Origin of the sequence: Oceanicella sp. SM1341 (assembly GCF_003448965.1) — a bacterium.
Lineage (GTDB): Bacteria > Pseudomonadota > Alphaproteobacteria > Rhodobacterales > Rhodobacteraceae > Paroceanicella.
In genome coordinates, this window is the sequence record NZ_QRGC01000012.1 from 57,028 (window position 1) to 73,852 (window position 16,825).

The 16,825-nt window shown below is 71.2% G+C and carries 13 protein-coding genes, 1 other RNA gene and 1 pseudogene; 7 read left to right on the forward strand and 8 right to left on the reverse strand.

Features of this window, described 5'->3' with window-relative positions:
- Nucleotide 1 precedes the first annotated feature (1 nt).
- From D3P35_RS12625 to D3P35_RS12635, 3 genes are all read right to left on the reverse strand, one after another.
- The gene (locus D3P35_RS12625) at nt 2–1,093 is read right to left on the reverse strand and encodes a microcin C ABC transporter permease YejB (protein WP_118135095.1); all 1,092 of its coding nucleotides are present in this window, start codon (nt 1,091–1,093) and stop codon (nt 2–4) included.
- A 20-nt stretch (nt 1,094–1,113) separates the two neighbouring features.
- On the reverse strand, nt 1,114–2,982 hold the full coding sequence (locus tag D3P35_RS12630) for an extracellular solute-binding protein (protein ID WP_232830489.1): 1,869 nt from the start codon (nt 2,980–2,982) through the stop codon (nt 1,114–1,116).
- A gap of 456 nt (nt 2,983–3,438) precedes the next feature.
- The gene (locus D3P35_RS12635; protein WP_370031175.1) at nt 3,439–3,948 is read right to left on the reverse strand and encodes a cytochrome c family protein; all 510 of its coding nucleotides are present in this window, start codon (nt 3,946–3,948) and stop codon (nt 3,439–3,441) included.
- Nucleotides 3,949–4,271: 323 nt separating this feature from the next.
- On the opposite strand from D3P35_RS12635, the gene D3P35_RS12640 reads away from it, so the two are divergent.
- Nucleotides 4,272–5,129 (forward strand): prephenate dehydratase, encoded by an 858-nt coding sequence (locus D3P35_RS12640; protein ID WP_118135097.1) that lies wholly within the window; start codon nt 4,272–4,274, stop codon nt 5,127–5,129.
- Nucleotides 5,130–5,393: 264 nt separating this feature from the next.
- Here D3P35_RS12640 and nudC read toward each other — a convergent pair whose 3' ends face one another.
- Nucleotides 5,394–6,353: an NAD(+) diphosphatase gene (gene nudC, locus D3P35_RS12645; protein ID WP_118135098.1), complete on the reverse strand. Its 960-nt coding sequence runs from the start codon at nt 6,351–6,353 to the stop codon at nt 5,394–5,396.
- Between the two features lie 193 nt (nt 6,354–6,546).
- Between nudC and D3P35_RS12650 the strand changes: the two genes are divergently transcribed.
- Entirely contained in the window at nt 6,547–7,653 is a 1,107-nt protein-coding gene (locus tag D3P35_RS12650; protein ID WP_118135099.1) for an FAD-binding oxidoreductase, read from the forward strand.
- Nucleotides 7,654–7,833: 180 nt separating this feature from the next.
- Nucleotides 7,834–7,931: signal recognition particle sRNA small type (gene ffs, locus D3P35_RS12655), an RNA gene on the forward strand.
- A 50-nt stretch (nt 7,932–7,981) separates the two neighbouring features.
- Here the strand turns inward: ffs and D3P35_RS12660 are convergent.
- On the reverse strand, nt 7,982–8,356 hold the full coding sequence (locus D3P35_RS12660; RefSeq protein WP_118135100.1) for a hypothetical protein: 375 nt from the start codon (nt 8,354–8,356) through the stop codon (nt 7,982–7,984).
- A 205-nt stretch (nt 8,357–8,561) separates the two neighbouring features.
- Here D3P35_RS12660 and D3P35_RS12665 point away from each other — a divergent pair.
- The 3 genes and pseudogenes from D3P35_RS12665 to recR all read left to right on the forward strand — a co-directional run.
- Nucleotides 8,562–10,367: pseudogene (locus D3P35_RS12665) on the forward strand (DNA polymerase III subunit gamma/tau); the annotation flags it as partial.
- Between the two features lie 3 nt (nt 10,368–10,370).
- Nucleotides 10,371–10,706 carry a YbaB/EbfC family nucleoid-associated protein gene (locus D3P35_RS12670; protein WP_118135102.1) on the forward strand — a complete coding sequence of 112 codons (336 nt, stop codon included), beginning with the start codon at nt 10,371–10,373 and terminating at the stop codon, nt 10,704–10,706.
- Between the two features lie 31 nt (nt 10,707–10,737).
- Nucleotides 10,738–11,343, forward strand: a complete 606-nt coding sequence (recR, locus tag D3P35_RS12675) for a recombination mediator RecR (RefSeq protein ID WP_118135103.1) — start codon at nt 10,738–10,740, stop codon at nt 11,341–11,343.
- Nucleotides 11,344–11,347: 4 nt separating this feature from the next.
- On the opposite strand, the gene D3P35_RS12680 is transcribed toward recR, so the two are convergent.
- Nucleotides 11,348–12,289 carry a DMT family transporter gene (locus D3P35_RS12680; RefSeq protein WP_157982130.1) on the reverse strand — a complete coding sequence of 314 codons (942 nt, stop codon included), beginning with the start codon at nt 12,287–12,289 and terminating at the stop codon, nt 11,348–11,350.
- 298 nt (nt 12,290–12,587) lie between these two features.
- Here D3P35_RS12680 and D3P35_RS12685 point away from each other — a divergent pair, with 298 nt between their 5' ends.
- A complete protein-coding gene (locus D3P35_RS12685; protein ID WP_118135105.1) occupies nt 12,588–13,406 on the forward strand; it encodes a tetratricopeptide repeat protein in 819 nt (272 codons plus the stop codon).
- Nucleotides 13,407–13,721: 315 nt separating this feature from the next.
- Here the strand turns inward: D3P35_RS12685 and D3P35_RS12690 are convergent, their stop codons facing one another.
- Nucleotides 13,722–14,978 (reverse strand): adenylate/guanylate cyclase domain-containing protein, encoded by a 1,257-nt coding sequence (locus tag D3P35_RS12690; protein WP_118135106.1) that lies wholly within the window; start codon nt 14,976–14,978, stop codon nt 13,722–13,724.
- Between the two features lie 134 nt (nt 14,979–15,112).
- Nucleotides 15,113–16,825, reverse strand: a complete 1,713-nt coding sequence (gene metG / locus D3P35_RS12695; protein ID WP_118135107.1) for a methionine--tRNA ligase — start codon at nt 16,823–16,825, stop codon at nt 15,113–15,115.

Here is a 16,825-nt window from a genome sequence, read left to right on the forward strand (position 1 = left end):
CTCAGGTCTCCCGGCTCTCGAAGTCGATGCGCGGGTCGATCAGCACATAGGTGAGGTCGGTGAGCAGCTGCACGAAAAGCCCCATCAGGCCGAAGACATAGAGCGTGGCGAAGACCACCGGGTAGTCGCGGTCCATCGCCGCCTCGAAGCCCAGCCGCCCCAGCCCGTCGAGCGAGAAGATGTACTCGATGATCAGCGAGCCGCCGAAGAACACCGAGATGAACAGGCCGGGGAAGCCGGAGATCACGATCAGCATCGCGTTGCGGAACACGTGGCCGTAGAGCACCCGGCGCTCGGAGAGGCCCTTGGCGCGCGCGGTCATCACGTATTGCATGCGGATCTGGTCGAGGAAGGAGTTCTTGGTGAGCAGGGTAAGCTGGGCGAAGGCCGCGATGGTGAGCGCCGCCACCGGCAGGGTGATGTGCCAGAAATAGTCGACGATCCGGTCCCACCAGCCGAGCTGCTGCCAGTTGTCCGAGACGATGCCGCGCAGCGGGAACCACTGCCAGTAGGAGCCGCCCGCGAAGAGCACCATCAGCAGGATGGCGAAGAGGAAGGCCGGGATGGCATAGCCCACCACGATCACCGTGGAGGTCCAGGTGTCGAAGGCCGTGCCGTCGCGCACCGCCTTGGAGATGCCCAGCGGGATGGAGATCAGGTAGGCGATGAGCGTGGACCACAGCCCGAGCGTGATCGACACCGGCATCTTCTCCAGCACCAGGTCGACCACGGAGATGGAGCGGAAGTAGCTCTCGCCGAAATCGAAGGTGAGGTAGCTCTTCATCATGATGAGGAAGCGCTCGAGGGGCGGCTTGTCGAGGCCGAACTGCTTCTGCAGGTCCTCCACGAAGCCCGGCGGCAGGCCGCGCCCGGCCTGGTATTCGCCGCCCGCGCCACCGCCGCCACCGCCGGTCACCTCCTGGCCGCCGCCGGAGAGCCGCTCCATGCCGCCGCCCGGGCCCTCGTTGAGCTGGGCGAGCACGCGCTCCACCGGGCCGCCGGGCACGAACTGCACCAGCGCGAAGTTGATCACCATGATGCCCAGCAGCGTCGGGATCATCAGCAGCAGGCGCCGCAGGACGTAGGCTCCCATTCAGCGAACTCCCGGGCCGGTCAACGCAGCGCGCCGGCGGCGCGCAGCTGCTCGGCCTTCGCCTCGTCCCACCACCACAGGCTGATCTCGCCCATGGAGTAGGGGGGCAGGGGGTCGGGCCGGCCGAAGAGGTCGAGATAGGCGATGGTGTGGGAGCCCTTGTACCAGTTCGGCACCCAGATGTGCATGGCGCGCAGCACCCGGTCGAGCGCGTGGACGGCGGTGTTGAGCTCCTCGCGGCTCTGCGCCTTCACGATGTCGGTGATCAGCGTGTCGACGGCCGGGTTGGCGATGCCGGTGAGGTTGGCCGAGCCCTGGGTGTCGGCGCCCTGCGAGCCGAAGATCTGGCGCAGCTCGTCGCCCGGGGTCATCGACATCACGTAGCGCTGCGAGGTGATGTCATAGTCGAAGGCCTTGCGGCGCTCCTCCTCCTGCGTCGCGTCGATGGAGCGGATGCTGGCGTCCACGCCGAGGCGGCGCATGTTGTCGATCCAGGGCGTGATGATGCGCTCCATCGACGGGCTGTCGTTAAGGAAGACGAGGCTGAGCACCTGGCCGTCGGCATTGGTGCGCTTGCCGTTCTGCACCGTCCAGCCGGCCTCGTCGAGCAGGCGGCCGGCCTGGCGCAGCACGCGCCGGTCGAGCTGCTCGGTGGAGGAGACCGGGGGCACGTAGGCGGGCTCGGTGAACACCGTCTCGGGCAGGTTCTCGCGCAGGGGCTCGAGCAGGGCGAGCTCGGCCTCCGAGGGCATGCCCTCCGCCTTCAGCTCCGAATTCTCCCAGAAGGAGGTGGTGCGCTTGTACTGGTCGTAGAACAGCGCCTTGTTGGACCACTCGAAATTGAACACCAGCGCCAGCGCCTCGCGCACCCGGGGGTCCTTGAACTTGTCGCGGCGCATGTTGAACCAGAAGCCTTGCGTGCCCGAGGGGGTGGCGTCCTCGATCACCTCGGTCTTCACCCAGCCCTTGTCGAGGGCGGGGAAGTGGTAGGATTCGGCCCAGAGCTTGGAGAGATACTCCTCGCGGAAGTTGTAGCCGCCGCCCTTGAAGGCCTCGAAGGCGGCGGTGTAGTCGCCGTAATACTCGAAGCGGATTTCGTCGAAATTGTTCTGGCCGACGTTCACGGGCAGGTCCTTTGCCCAGTAATCGTCGCGGCGCTTGTAGGTGATCTGGCGGCCGGGGTCGGCGCGCTCGACCTCGTAGGGGCCGGAGCCGAGAGGGGCGGTGAGGCCGGAGGCGGCGAAATCGTGGCTGTCGAAGAAGGCCTTCGAGAGGATGGGCATCTGGCCGGCGGTGAGCGGCAGGTCGCGGGTGTTCGCGCCCTCGCGGAAGGTGAATTTCACCTTGTGCGGGCCCAGTGCCTCCACCCCCTCGAAATCGGCGAACTGGATGCCGTAGGAGGGCGTGCCCTTCTCGCGCAGGGTGGTGTAGGTGAAGACGACGTCCTCGGCGGTGATGGGCGAGCCGTCGGCGAAGGTCGCCTCGGGGCGCATGTCGAAGATCACCCAGGAGCGGTCGGCGGGGTATTCGACCCGGGAGGCGACGAGGCCGTACTGGCTGTCGGGCTCATCGGCCGAGCCGGTCATCAGGCTGTCGAAGAGCAGGCCGAGGCCCTGGGCCGAGTTGCCCTTCAGGATGAAGGGGTTGAGGCTGTCGAACGTGCCGAAGGCCCAGGTGGAATGGATGCCGCCCTTCGGCGCCTCGGGGTTCACGTAGTCGAAATGCGCGAAGCCCTCGGGGTATTTCAGGTCTCCGAAGACCGAGAGCCCGTGGGATATGGTGATGTCGTCTGAGGCATCTGCCCCGGTTTCGGCCCCGAGCGGCAGGGGATGGGCTGCGAGCAGCGCGAGCGCGGCGAACGCGGCGCGCCAGTGGGCGGAACGGGGCATGGACACCATCGGCAACTCCCTGTTGCGGAATTCCCGGCCAAGGGTATTTGCGCGCGCAGTGCGTTGCAAGCCGCTACCCTGCCTCGCGGTCCGCAACAGGGGCGATCACGCGAGATTGTGACCGGGCGTGCAGCCCCGGACGGCGCGCGCGGGCCGAACGGCGCGGGGCGGCGCGGGGAAACGCCCGCCTTGCCGAGGGGGCCTCGCGGCCCCCGCAGCGCGGCGGGCGTGGCGAAGGCCCGGGCCGGGCCTCCGCCCCCGGCAGCCCCGGGGCCAGGGCAGGGGGCCGGCTTTCCGGCCGCAGGCGGGAAGGACCGGCGCGGCGCCGGCAGGCCGGGCGGGACGCCGGAGGCCTCAAGCGGCGAGCGGACAAGAAAAAGCGCGCGCCGCGGGACGCGGCGCGCGCTCTGAGGCTGCGTCTGCCGGAGGCAGGGCCCGGTCCGGCCGGGGCAGGTGTCAGTTCTGGGCGGCGAGGTAGGCCGCGACGTCGGCCCCGTCCTGGTAGTCGCGGAAGCCGGCGAAGCTCATCTTGGTGCCGGGCACGAATTCCTTCGGCTTGTGCAGGAAGTGGGCGATCTTCTCGGCGGTCCACTCACCCTCGGCCTCGGCCATGGCGGAGGAGTAATTGTAGCCCTCGACACCGCCCATGTCGCGGCCGACCACGTGGAACAGGGTGGGGCCCACGCCGTTCGCGCCGTCCTCGAGCTTGTGGCAGGCCTTGCACTTGCCGAATTCCTTTTCGCCGTTGGCGACATCGGCCTGGGCGATGAGGGCGGCGTAGTCGACCTCCTCCTCCTCCTCGGCGGGGGCGTCGGAATCGGCCACCTCGAGAACATAGGCCGCCTCGCCCTCGCCATGGCCGCCGCCGAAATACAGCGGGTCGGCGACGAAGAAGCGCACGCCCAGAAAGACCAGCAGGCTGGCGCAGAGGCCGGCGACGATCTTGGTGATCTCCATCGTGTTCATCAGGTTTCTTACCTTTGCTCCCGCCCGGCTTTGCCCGGGCCAATTGCTGTTGCCCGCCGGCGCGGGCCGTTGCTGTTGCCCGCTCCGGGCGGGGCCGTCTCCGCGTGCGCCGGGGCGCCGCGCTTCTCCCTCTCCCCCTGCCGCCGGAGCTGGCCGAGGGGGCCGCGCCCCGCCGGAACGGGGCCGCAAACCCGCGCGCACGGCTCGCCCGAGGGCCTCCGCACACGCCTTGCCCGATTTTTAGCCGCTTCCCCACGTGCCCCGCAAGGTGTAGAAGGCGCGACCATTCGCCGTGCCGAGCATACGTCCGAGGAAATGAATCAATGAATACCACGCAGGGCCGCATCGCCTTCCAGGGCGAGCTGGGAGCATATTCGCATCAGGCCTGCGTGGAGGCGTTTCCCCAGATGGAACCCTTGCCGTGCAACACCTTCGAGGGCGCGATTGCCGCGGTGCGCGAAGGCCGGGCCGAGCTCGCGATGCTGCCGGTGGAGAACTCCACCTATGGCCGGGTGGCGGACATCCATTCGCTGCTGCCGGGCTCGGGCCTCTACATCGTGGGCGAGCATTTCGTGCGCGTGCACATCTGCCTGCTCGGGGTGCCGGGCGCCAAGCTCGCCGACGTGCGCGAGGCGGTGAGCCACACGGTGCTGCTCGGCCAGTGCCGCGGCTTCCTCGAGAGCCACGGCATCGCGCGCGTGACGGATTCCGACACGGCGGGCGCCGCGAAACACGTGGCGGCCGAGGGCAAGCCCGCGCGCGCCGCCCTCGCCTCCGAGCTCGCCGGCTCGATCTACGGCCTCGAGGTGCTGGCGAAGAACATCGAGGACAACAGCCACAACACCACCCGTTTCCTGGTGATGTCGCCGCGCAAGATCGAGGCCGCCCCGCAGGAGCCGGAGGTGATCACCACCTTCGTCTTCCAGGTGCGCAACATCCCCGCCGCGCTCTACAAGGCGATGGGCGGTTTCGCCACCAACGGCGTGAACATGACCAAGCTGGAGAGCTACATGGTGGGCGGCAACTTTACCGCCACCCAGTTCTACGCCGACATCACCGGCCACCCGGAAGACCCCGCCGTGCGCCGCGCGCTCGACGAGCTGCGCTACTTCACCACGAACGTGGCGATCCTCGGTGTCTACCCCGCGTCGGAACTCCGCCGGGAGCAGGCCGAGGCCTGACGCCGGGAGCAGGCCGAGGCCTGACGCCGGGCGCCGACCCCCGACTGCGCGTCAGGGGAGGAGCCGTCGGACGGAGACTCGTCGCAGCCTCAGCCAGCGGAGGCCTCACGGGCCCGGCCGGCCCCCGCGCGGGCGGCGCCCCCGGCCTCCGGCGCGCGGGATGTGCGGCGATGGTGCTGGCGGGCCAACCTTCCGGCCCCCTCCGCCAGACGTGCGACGCGGCTGCCCCGCCCGCCTGGTGCCGGTGGCTCGCGGCCCCCGCTCTCACACCTTTCCGGCGGCCCAGGCCTCGAGCAGGGTGCGGGCGATGGCGCCCTTGCGCGCGGCGCGCAGCCAGGGCGAGAGGCCGGCGAAGCTTTCCATCACCTCCTGGCGGGTCACCCAGCGGGCGTCCTCGATCTCGGCGGGGTCGATGGTGATGTCGGTGCCCAGCGCCTCCGCGCCGCAGCCCATCATCAGCGAGGCGGGGAAGGGCCAGGGCTGGCTGGCGAGGATGCGCACCGCGCCGAGGCGGATGCCCGATTCCTCGAACACCTCGCGCCGGCAGGCGGCCTCCACCGTCTCGCCCGGTTCCACGAAGCCCGCGAGCAGCGAGTACATGCCCTCCGGCCAGCCCGGCGAGCGGCCCAGCAGCACCTTGTCGCCGTAGGTGGCGAGCACGATCACCACCGGGTCGGTGCGCGGGAAGTGATGTGCGCCGCAGGAGGGGCAGTCGCGCTGCCAGCCGCCCTGGGCGGGCTCGCTGCGGGTGCCGCAGCGGGCGCAGAACGGGTGGATCTCGTGCCAGCCGAGCACGGCCTTGGCGGTGGCGGCGTCGCCCGCGTCGTCGGGGGTGAGCTCGGCCATCACGGCGCGCAGGTCGGTGAAGGCGTGGTTCTCGGGCAGGCCGGGCATCACGTTCGAGGTGCGGTCGATGAACTCGGCCATGCCGGCGGCGTCGGCCTCCGGATCCTCCCAGGCGGAGACGTCATGGGCGAAGCGCGGCGCGCCGTCCTCGAGGCCGAGGAACACCGGCGCGTCGCGCGCGGGCGCGAGCACCGCGGCATCGGTGGGCAGCCAGGCGAGCGCCGGCGCGGGGCTCAGGTGCATGAGCGGCTTGCCGCGCCAGATCGCCAGCGAGCGGGCGTCGGGATGGGTGAGCAGGCCGGAGGCACCGGCGCGCAGGTGGGCGGCGCGGTCGATGCGCTCGGCCCCGAAGGTGATGTCGGTCTCGAGTGTGGTCATGTCAGGGCTGCTGCCCGCCTCGTGCTTGATGGCCCGGCGCTGCGGGCTCTGGCTGGTGTGCGGCCGGGCGCGGGCCGCCTGGGTGTGTCCGGGAAAACCGCGCGCGGGCGGCGGCTCGTGGGTCGGCGCAGCTTGCATCATCCGCCGCGCCGCCGCAATGTCGCGACGAAATACCATCAAGCAGGAGTGATATATGGGTTCCGCGTCGCGTCGTGCACTTGTGGTCGGAGCGGGAGTGAACGGGCTGAGCACCGCGCGTGCGCTCCTGCACCGCGGCTGGGATGTGGAGGTGCTGGAAGCCGGCCCGCTGCCCAACCCGCATGCCGCCTCCTACGACTATCACCGCCTCATCCGCCCGCATTACGCCGACCACCCCGGCTATGCCCGCCGCTTCGGCGAGGCACTGGCCGCCTGGGAGGGGGTGTGGCGCGACCTCGGCGCCACCCATTACGTGCCGCGCGGCATGGTGGCGCTCAGCCGCAGCCCGGGAGACTGGTCGGAGCGCGCGGGCGAGAGCCTCGCCGCCCATGGCATCGCCCATGCGGTGCTGCCGGCGGAGGAGCTTGCCGCCCGGTTCCCGCATCTCGAGACCGGGGGCGTGCGCTCGGCGCTCTGGACCGAGCAGGGCGGGGCGCTGCTGGCAGACCGCATCCTGCACGGGCTGGCGGAGTGGCTCGCCGCCCGCGGCGTGCGGCTGCATGCGAACACGGCCGTCACCGGGGTGGATGCCGCCTCCGGCCGGGTGGAGACCGCGCGCGGCTCCTTCTCGGCCGACGTGGTGGTGCTGGCCGCCGGCATCGGCCTGCCGGGCCTCTCGCCCGTGCCGGTGCCGGGCGCCGAGCCGCGGCGCTGCACCGTGGTCTATGCCGACATCCCCGACGACCTCGCGCCGCTGTGGGAGAACGCGCCCTGCTGGATCGACCTCGGCGGCGGCGACGACCTCTGGGGCATGCCGCCGATGCTGGGCCTGCCGGCGAAATTCGGCTGCGGCCTCGACACCCGCGCCGGCGACCCCGCGCGCGAGCGCGAGACCTCCGACGCCGACACCGACCGCATCCTCGCCCATTACGTCGGCCGCATGAAGGGCGCCGAGCGCTTCATCCCGCGCTCCACGGTGGCGAATTTCTACCTGATGGCCGAGGAGGAGCGCTTCGTGCTGCGCCGCGAGGGCAGGGTGCTGAGCCTCACCGCCGATTCGGGCCACGGCTTCAAGTTCGGCGCCCTCACCGGCGAGGACGTGGCCCGCGCCATCGACGAGGACCGGCTGGAGGAGACCGCGACCCTGCTCGCCGCCCTCTGACCCGGGCCGGGCGGCCGACCCGCCGCTCCGGGCCGGCCCTGCGCGGATCCGGGACCTGGCCGGGAATTCCCGTTGTGCGGGAGGGTCCGCCCCGGCCCGGATCGGGGCGCTGAAACCGGCCACTCGCGCGGGGCGTCCGGCGGGGTTGATCCTCCCGGCGCTCTGGCCTATATCGTGCCTCGAGAGGTTGGCGCGGGCGGACGCCTCGCCAACCTGGTCAGGTCCGGAAGGAAGCAGCCACAACGAGCCCCGTTCGGGTCGTGTTCAGCCTCTCACCCAGAAACCCCGCCACCGGCGGGGTTTCGTGTTTCCGGGGGGCGGGCGCTTGCTAGAGGCAGGTGCGGCCGTAGCGGCCGCTGATCGCGCGCACCTCTCCCGCCTCGGCCTCCCAGCGGATGATCCACTCTCTCTGGCAGGGGAATTCCCCGCGGCCGAAGAACGCGTGGTTTCCGGCCACCGTGAACCCCTGTTCATCGAGGGACGCGGCCAGCGCATCGGCCCGGATCGGCAGGGGAAACGCCTCCGCCACGCGCCGGGCGAACTCGGCATCGGCCTCCGGGACGCTCTCCGGCAGGTTCTGCCCGATCACGGGTGGCGGCGCCTCGGGCCAGAGCAGCACGCCCGCCGCGACCGCTCCGAGCACCAGCAGGAGGCCCAGCAGTGCCAGGGCAAGGTTGCGCAGGTATCTCAGGCCGCGGTGCATCGCAGGGCTCCTTGTCGGGGGGAGGAACGAGGCGCGGACACTTGCCGATCCCGCCCGGGCATGCAAGTGCCCGAAACTCCGCCTCCCGGGCCGGGCGGTGCTTGTGACCCGGCCGCGCAGGGCTTAGGCTGCGCCCGATGCCGGCCCTCCCGCGGAGGGCGGCGCTGATGAACGTCCCGGAACAGAGTTCCCGAAGAAAGTCCCCGAACGCGCGATGAGCACCACCGAGCAAGCCGCCTATCACGTCCTCGCCCGGAAATACCGGCCCTCGACCTTCGCCGATCTCATCGGGCAGGAGGCGATGGTGCGCACCCTGCGCAACGCCTTCGAGAATGACCGCATCGCCCATGCCTTCGTGATGACCGGCGTGCGCGGTGTGGGCAAGACCACCACCGCCCGCATCATCGCTCGCGGGCTGAACTGCGTGGGCCCCGACGGCACCGGCGGGGTGACCATCGAGCCCTGCGGCGTCTGCGGCCCCTGCCGCGCCATCGCCGAGGGCCGGCATGTCGACGTGCTGGAGATGGACGCCGCCACCCACACCCAGGTGGAGCGCATGCGCGAGCTGCTCGCCTCCGTGCCCTACCGGCCCACCGAGACGCGCTACAAGGTCTACATCATCGACGAGGTGCACATGCTCAGCACCTCGGCCTTCAACGCCCTCCTCAAGACGCTCGAGGAGCCGCCCGAGCACGTGAAGTTCATCTTCGCCACCACCGAGATCCGCAAGGTGCCGGTGACCGTGCTGTCGCGCTGCCAGCGCTTCGACCTGCGCCGCATCGAGCCCGAGGAGATGGTGCGCTTCCTCGCCGGGATTTCGGCGAAGGAGGGCGCGGAGGTGGCGCATGACGCGCTGGCGCTGATCGCGCGCGCCGCCGAGGGCTCGGCCCGCGACGCGCTCTCGCTGCTCGACCAGGCCATCGCCCATGGCGCGGGAGAGACCACGATGGAGCAGGTGCGCGCCATGCTCGGCCTCGCCGACCGGGGCCGGGTGCTCGACCTCTTCGACCTGGTGATGGAGGGCGATGCCGCGGGCGCGCTGGCCGAGCTCGGCGAGCAGTATTCCGCCGGCGCCGACCCTGTCTCGGTGCTGCGCGACCTCGCCGAGATCACCCATTGGGTCTCGGTGGTGAAGATCTCGCCCGAGGCGGCGGACGACCCCACCATCGGCCCCGACGAGCGGGTGCGCGGCCGCGACATGGCGGCGCGGCTGCCGATGCGCGCCCTCACCCGCATGTGGCAGATGCTGCTCAAGGCGCTGGAGGAGGTCTCCACCGCGCCGAACGCGATGATGGCCGCCGAGATGGCGATCATCCGCCTCACCCACGTGGCCGAGCTGCCGAGCCCGGAGGAGCTGGTGCGCCGGCTCTCCTCCCAGCCCGTGCCGCCGCCCGCGCCCGGCGGAGGCGGGGCACCGGCCGGTGCGCCCTCGGGCGGCGTCACCGCCCGCGGCGGCCCCGGCGGCACCATGCACGCGCCGCTGCGCGGGCCCACGGCGGTGATCACCGGCGGCGCGGCGCTGGCGCGCGCCCCGCAGGCGGAGGACCCGCTCGCCCGCTACACCACCTTCGAGGAGGTGGTGGCACTGATCGCGGCGAAGCGCGACGTGAAGCTGCTGGTGGACGTGGAAAACCACCTGCGGCTGGTGAGCTACGCGCCCGGGCGCATCGAGTTCGAGCCCGCGGGCGACGCCCCGCCGCAGCTCGCCGCCGCCCTGTCGCAGAAGCTGCAGAACTGGACCGGGGCGCGCTGGGGCGTGTCGATCACCGGCAAGGGCGGCGGCGCCACCATCGCCGAGAAGAAGGCCGAGGCCCGGCAGGACCTGCAGGGCCGCGCCCTGCAGCACCCGCTGGTGCAGGCCGCACTCGCGGCCTTCCCCGGCGCCGAGATCCGCGAGGTGCGCGATGTCGCGGCACTGGCGGAACCGGACGTGGAGGCTTATGTCCCGATCGACCCGGATGACGTGCCGGATGACTGGGATCCGCTGGATCCGTTTGGCGAGGAGATGTGAGCGATGTTCAAGGGTCTCGGCGACATGTCGAAGCTGATGAAGCAGGCGCAGGAGATGCAGGAGAAGATGACCCAGGCGCAGGCCCGGCTCGACGAGATCGAGGCCGAGGGCAGCGCCGGGGCGGGCATGGTGAAGGCCGTGGTCAGCGCCAAGGGGCTGCTGAAGCGCGTCTCCATCGACCCCTCGATCTTCTCCGCCGAAGACCGCGAGGTGGTGGAGGACCTGATCGTCGCCGCCGTGCAGGACGCGCAGGAAAAGGGCCAGGAAGCCGCCCAGGCCGAGATGGCCCGGGTCACCGAAGGCATGCCGCTGCCCCCCGGCATGAAGCTGCCCTTCTGAGCCCCCGGGGCCGAGGGGCGGGAGCGCGCGCATGAGCGACGGGGCAGGCAAGGAGATCGAACGGCTGATCGAGCTGATGTCCCGGCTGCCGGGGCTGGGGCCGCGCTCGGCCCGCCGCGCCGTGCTGGCGATGATCCAGCGGCGCAGCATGATGCTCGAGCCGCTGGCCCAGGCGCTGGCCGATGTCTCGGCCACCGCGCGCGAATGCGTGGAATGCGGCAATATCGGCACCTCGGACGTCTGCGCCATCTGCGCCGACCCGCGGCGCGACGCGAGCCTGGTCTGCGTGGTGGAGGATGTCTCCGACCTCTGGGCGATGGAGCGCACCGCGCAGTTCCGCGGCCGCTACCACGTGCTCGGCGGGGTGCTCTCGGCGCTCGACGGCACCGGCCCGGAGGAGCTGCGCCTGCCGCGGCTGGTCGCGCTGGCAGGGGCGCCGGAGGTGCGCGAGGTCATCCTAGCGCTCGGCACCACGGTCGACGGCCAGACCACGGCGCATTACATCGCCGAGGCGCTGGCGGGATGCAGCGTGGAGGTGAGCTCCCTCGCCCAGGGCGTGCCGGTGGGCGGCGAGCTCGACTATCTCGACGACGGCACCATCTCCGCAGCCCTCCGCGCCCGGCGGGTGATGGGCTGAGGGCTCACCCCGCCGCGCGGCGCTGGCGGTGCAGCTGCGCCTCGCGCCGGGCGATGTAGAGCGTGGAGCCGATGATGATGACCGAGCCCGCCACGGTGGCGGCGTCGAGGGTCTCGGAGTAGATCAGGTAGCCCGCACCCCCCAGCAGCACCAGCCGCAGGTAGGTGAGCGGGGCGAGCAGCCCGGCCTCGCCGTAGCGGTAGGCCTGGATGTCGGAGAGGCCGCGCATCGCGCCCGCCGCGATCATCCCCAGCGCCACCAGCCACAGCCACAGCGAGTCGGGCAGCGCCAGCACCGACCAGGCCGCCGGCACCGAGAGCACCGTGGTCACCACCGCGGAGGAGAGCAGGGTGGCGAAGGAGCCGTCCGCCTCCGCCAGCTTGCGCGACATCGACAGCGCGAGGGCCAGCAGCAGCGAGGAGGCGAGTGCGGCCAGCATCGCGATGTCGAACCCCTCCGCCGTGGGGCGCAGGATCACCACCGCGCCGAGAAAGCCGAGGGCGGAGGCGGTCCAGCGCCGCGGGCCCACCCGCTCGCCGTGGAAGATGCCGGCCATCAGCGTGGCGAAGATCGGGGCGGTGAAGAACAGGATGGTGGCGGTGGCCAGCGGCAGGTGGGCGATGGTGTAGAAGCCCAGGTGCATCGACACGCCGGTGAGCACGCCGCGCAGCAGGTGCTGCCAGGGCAGCGAGAAGCGCATGCCGCGCCGCAGCCGCGCCGAGAAGCCCAGCATGGCGAGCAGTGCCACCACCGTGACCACCGAGCGCAGCAGCACCAGCATCCGCGGGTCGAGAGTGGCGGTGAGCTCGCGCACGCCCAGGGTCATCGCGCTCGCCACCACCACCGAGACCATCATCCAGGCGCTGCCGCGCAGGTTGTCCGGACCCGGGCGGGGAGCGGCCTCGGCCCCGGGCAGGGGGCTGGCGGTGTCTTGCGCGAGGGGCATCGGACCTCCGGGTGCGGGTGGCGCCGCGTCCGCGCCCCTGCCGGCAGGGGCAGGGCCGAATCGAAGCGGAGCCGGGTTTCGGGCGAAGGCCGCGGCATGCAGCGACACCCAGCCGAGGCATCCGCCGGCGCCCCGGTCCTCCCGTAGTCCCGTATACGCCCAAGGCGCCCTGATATGGAAGGCCCCCTGACATAGATGTGCCCGCCGGGCGTTGCAGGGTTCCATTCCGCGCCGCGCACCCTAGATTGGCGGTACACGCCCTCAGGTACAGGCCTTCAGGTACAGGACGGACACGCCGATGCGCCCTCTTTCGACAGGACTTCTCATCCTGGCCACGCTCGGCCTGCCGCTGACCGCCCGGGCCAGCGACATCGACATGTGCGCCGATGCCTCGCTGCGCCCGCAGACCTCGGCGCAGGCCTGTGCGCGGGCGCTGGAGAGCGGCAATCTCGACACCGCCGAGCAGGCGCGCGCCCTGGTGAACCAGGCCATGGCCTTTGCCGCCTACGACAATCTCGGCCGGGCGCTCCAGGCGCTCGACGAGGCGGCGCGCCGCGACCCGCGCCTCTTCGCCATCTACCCCAACCGGGCCTGGGTGCATCAGCGCATGGGCGATCACGACGCGGCGCTGGCCGACTATGACCGGGCGCTGGCGATGAAGCCGGCGGACCGCGACGCGCTCTTCGGCCGGGGCGGCCTCTACCTGCGCCGCGGCGAGGCGGAGAAGGCGGTCGCCGATTTCGACGCGGTGCTCCGCCATGACGGGCGCGACACCGACGCGCTCTACAATCGCGGTCTGGCGCTGGCGGCCGCGGGCCGCACGGCGGACGCGGTGCAGGATTTCACCGCCGTGTTGCGCGCCCACCCCGAGGATGCCCATGCCTGGCTCGAGCGTGGCCGGGCCCGGGCCCGCACCGAGCCGCAGCAGGCGCTCGACGATGTGGGCCAGGCGATCCGCCGCGCGCCGGAAAGCCCGGAGGGCTACGTGCTGCGCGGCCAGATCCTCGATGCGAACGGCCAGGCGGACGCGGCGAACCGCGACTTCCTTCGCGCGTTCGAACTGGGCTACCAGGCCGGCTGGCTCACCGAGCGCGTGACCCGTCTGCGCGGCGGCTGAGGCCTCCGCCCACCCGCTCCCTGCGCCGAAGCCCGGCCCGAGGGCGCCGTTCCTCCGCAACCCGTGGCATGAAAGACGGCCCGTGCGGGCGCGCGCAGCCGGACGGCATCGCGGCGCTCCGAAGGCGCCTTCCCCGCCGCGCGGTGCACCCCCCGGCTGCTCTGCCGGCATGCGCGGGGCGGGGCGGAAGGGCGGCGGCAGGCCGTCGCGTGCCGCTCCCGCGGCTCCCGGGCCCGGAAGGGGGGAGGCGCGACGACGTTTCGCCGCGCGCGGACGCGGGGCCGTCCCGGGGGGCTCGTGCGTGTGCGGGGGGCCTCAGCCGGCGAGGCGGGCGAGGAAGCGGCTGCGCAGCTGGTCCTCGTCGAAGATGTCCCGGCCGCAGCGCGGGGCGTAGAGCGGCAGCGGGCGGTCGTGGTCGGTGAGGTTCGCCGGGCCGATCGGCAGCCACAGATCCGGCTCGACGGAGGCGATGGCCTCGGTGGCGAGCACGGAGCGGCCCACCGTCTTGGACAAATCGTCGATGCGCGCCACGGTGTTCACCACCTCGCCGATGGCCGAGAAGGACAGCCGCGTGGGCACGCCGATATTGCCGAACATCACGTCGCCCAGCGCGAGGGAGATGGAGAACTGCATCTCCGGGTTCTCCGGGTTGCGCCGGTAGGTCTCCAGGCAATCCAGCGCGCCCTCCATCGCCCGCGTGGCGGCGCGCACCGCCTCCGGGCCGCCGAGGTCGCCCTTCACCGGGAAGATGGCCAGCACCCCGTCGCCGATGAAGTCGAGGATCTCGCCGCCCTGGGCCAGCACCGGCTCGGCGGTGCAGGCGTAGTAGTTGCGCAGGTAGTCGAGGTAGTCGGCCGGGCTCATGTGGCCGGAGAGCCAGGTGGAGCCGCGCAGGTCGGAGTACCAGACCACGGCGCGGATCTCCGCGCCGTCGCCCAGGCGGGCCTCGCCGGCGAAGATCCGGTCCGCGGCGATGCGGCCGAGATAGGCCTCGCCCAGCGCCTGCATCACCCGCATCTGGATGGCGGCGTGACAGGCCACGGCAAACACCTTCTGGATGCGCGAGAGCGCCACGATGTCATCGTCGGAGAAGCCGTCCTCGCGCCGGGTCGACCAGCTCGCGAGGATGCCGGTGGCGGTGTGGCGCGTGCGCTCCACCCGGGCGATGCGGAAGGTGGTGGAGGTGAGCAGGTAGTCCGTGTAGCCCTGCTCCTGCAACTCGTCGAGCACCGAGAAGTCGCGCAGCGCCTCCGGCCCGGAGAGCTTGCGCCGCAGCCGCGAGATCTGGTTCGAGATCACGTGGTAGAAGGGCGAGGCGAGGAAGGCCTCGGACATGCCCGCGTCGTGCCGGTACTGGTGGAACTGGGTGCCGCTGTCGCGCCGCCAGTAGATCTGCTCGGCCTGGAACAGCGGGTGCAGGGTGGGCCAGGTGAGGGCGGCGCGGTCGAGCGGGATGCCCGCGGCGCGCAGCCGGGCGCAGAGCGACGCGAACAGCGATACGATGTCCGGGTCGCGGAGGGTTTCGTCCAGGAGCCATCCCTGGATTTCCTGAATCAGAACATCGTGCTGCATGGGCTCACAGATAGGAAGTCGGGTGACCGAGGGGAAGGTCACCCGAATGTTAAACGCCGCGAGCCGCGTCAATGCAACCCGTGGTAGAGAGATTTCCCTGCGTCACATCCGGGGGTCGTTGCCCCCGGTTCCTGTCAGTCCCGCCCGCCGAAGCGCTCCTCGAGCTCGACGCGCCGGGCGTCGTCGATCTTGGCGAAGAGGTTGTCGGGGACGGTGAAGCCGTGCCCGGCGGGCAGGGCGGAGAGGGCTGCGCCGGTGTCTTCCGGCCAGCTGTCATCGGCCTTCATCGCGTCGAGCATGGCGGCCGCCGCGTCCGGGATGAACGGGCGGGAGAGCACGGCGTAGAGCCGGATGAGGTTGAGCGCGAAGCGCACGCAGGCGGCGGCCGCCTCCGGGTCGGTCTTGTAGAGCGCCCAGGGGGCGGCGGCCTGCAGGTACTCGTTGCCGATCACCCAGATGGCGCGCAGCTCGGCCGCGGCCTTGCGGATCTCGATCGCCTCCATGTGGCGCTCGTAGGCCGCGAGCCGCGGGGCGATGGCCTCGATCACCGCCTGCTCGGCCGGGCCGTAGGCGCCGCCTTCGGGCACCGTCTCGCCGAACTTGGAGCGGCAGAACTTGGTGACCCGCGAGACGAAATTGCCCAGCACGTCGGCGAGGTCCTTGTTCACGCCGGTCTGGAAGCTCTCCCAGGTGAAATCGCTGTCCGCGCTCTCGGGGGCGTTGGAGAGCAGCCACCAGCGCCAGTAGTCCGAGGGCAGGATCTCCAGCGCCTGGTCCATGAACACGCCGCGGCCCTGCGAGGTGGAGAACTTGCCGCCCTCGTAGAGCAGCCAGTTGAAGCCCTTGATGTAGTCGACGAGCTTCCACGGCTCGCCCGAGCCCATGATGGTGGAGGGGAAGGTGAGCGTGTGGAAGGGGATGTTGTCCTTGGCCATGAACTCGACGTAGCGCACGTCCTCCGCGCCCATGTCCTCGCGCCACCAGCGCTGCCAGGCGCTGTCGGGCAGGCCCTGCGCGTCGGCCCATTCGGCGGTGGCGGCGATGTACTCGATCGGCGCGTCGAACCAGACGTAGAAGACCTTGCCCTCCATGCCCGGCCAGTCCTGCGCGCCGCGCTTCACCGGCACGCCCCAGTCGAGGTCGCGGGTGATGCCGCGGTCCTGCAACCCGTCGCCGTCGTTGAGCCATTTCTTCGCGATGGAGGTGGTGAGCACCGGCCAGTCGGTCTTGCTCTCGATCCACGCGGTGAGCTTCGCGCGCATCTGCGACTGGCGAAGGTAGAGATGCTTGGTCTCGCGCACCTCGAGGTCGGTCGAGCCGGAGATGGCGGAATGCGGGTTGATGAGGTCCGTGGGGTCGAGCTGCTTGGTGCAGTTCTCGCACTGGTCGCCGCGGGCCTTGTCGTAGCCGCAGTTGGGGCAGGTGCCCTCGATGTAGCGGTCGGGCAGGAAGCGGCCGTCGGCCCGGGAATAGACCTGCTTCTCGGAGACCTCCTCGATCAGCCCCGCATCGGCCAGCCGGCCGGCGAAATGCTGGGTGAGCGCGTGGTTGCGCGCCGAGGAGGAGCGGCCGAAATGGTCGAAGCTCAGGCGGAAGCCGTCGGCGATGTCCTTCTGCACCTGCCACATCTCGCGGCAGAACTCCTCCACCGGCTTGCCGGCCTTGGCGGCGGCAAGCTCGGCCGGGGTGCCGTGCTCGTCGGTGGCGCAGATCAGCATCACCTCGTGGCCGCGCGCGCGCATGAAGCGGGCATAGGCATCCGAGGGCAGCTGCGAGCCCACGAGATTGCCCAGGTGCTTGATCCCGTTGATGTAGGGAAGCGCGGAGGTGATGAGGATGCGTGCCAT

Bases quoted from the DNA above. Each gene is read 5' to 3' on its own strand.
- D3P35_RS12660 (WP_118135100.1), bottom strand. From the start codon at position 8,356: ATGCACCGCGGCCTGAGATACCTGCGCAACCTTGCCCTGGCACTGCTG.
- D3P35_RS12650 (WP_118135099.1), top strand. From the start codon at position 6,547: ATGGGTTCCGCGTCGCGTCGTGCACTTGTGGTCGGAGCGGGAGTGAAC.
- D3P35_RS12625 (WP_118135095.1), bottom strand. From the start codon at position 1,093: ATGGGAGCCTACGTCCTGCGGCGCCTGCTGCTGATGATCCCGACGCTG.
- D3P35_RS12685 (WP_118135105.1), top strand. From the start codon at position 12,588: ATGCGCCCTCTTTCGACAGGACTTCTCATCCTGGCCACGCTCGGCCTG.
- nudC (WP_118135098.1), bottom strand. From the start codon at position 6,353: ATGACCACACTCGAGACCGACATCACCTTCGGGGCCGAGCGCATCGAC.
- metG (WP_118135107.1), bottom strand. From the start codon at position 16,825: ATGGCACGCATCCTCATCACCTCCGCGCTTCCCTACATCAACGGGATC.
- D3P35_RS12640 (WP_118135097.1), top strand. From the start codon at position 4,272: ATGAATACCACGCAGGGCCGCATCGCCTTCCAGGGCGAGCTGGGAGCA.
- D3P35_RS12670 (WP_118135102.1), top strand. From the start codon at position 10,371: ATGTTCAAGGGTCTCGGCGACATGTCGAAGCTGATGAAGCAGGCGCAG.
- D3P35_RS12630 (WP_232830489.1), bottom strand. From the start codon at position 2,982: ATGCCCCGTTCCGCCCACTGGCGCGCCGCGTTCGCCGCGCTCGCGCTG.
- D3P35_RS12635 (WP_370031175.1), bottom strand. From the start codon at position 3,948: ATGAACACGATGGAGATCACCAAGATCGTCGCCGGCCTCTGCGCCAGC.
- D3P35_RS12690 (WP_118135106.1), bottom strand. From the start codon at position 14,978: ATGCAGCACGATGTTCTGATTCAGGAAATCCAGGGATGGCTCCTGGAC.
- recR (WP_118135103.1), top strand. From the start codon at position 10,738: ATGAGCGACGGGGCAGGCAAGGAGATCGAACGGCTGATCGAGCTGATG.
- D3P35_RS12680 (WP_157982130.1), bottom strand. From the start codon at position 12,289: ATGCCCCTCGCGCAAGACACCGCCAGCCCCCTGCCCGGGGCCGAGGCC.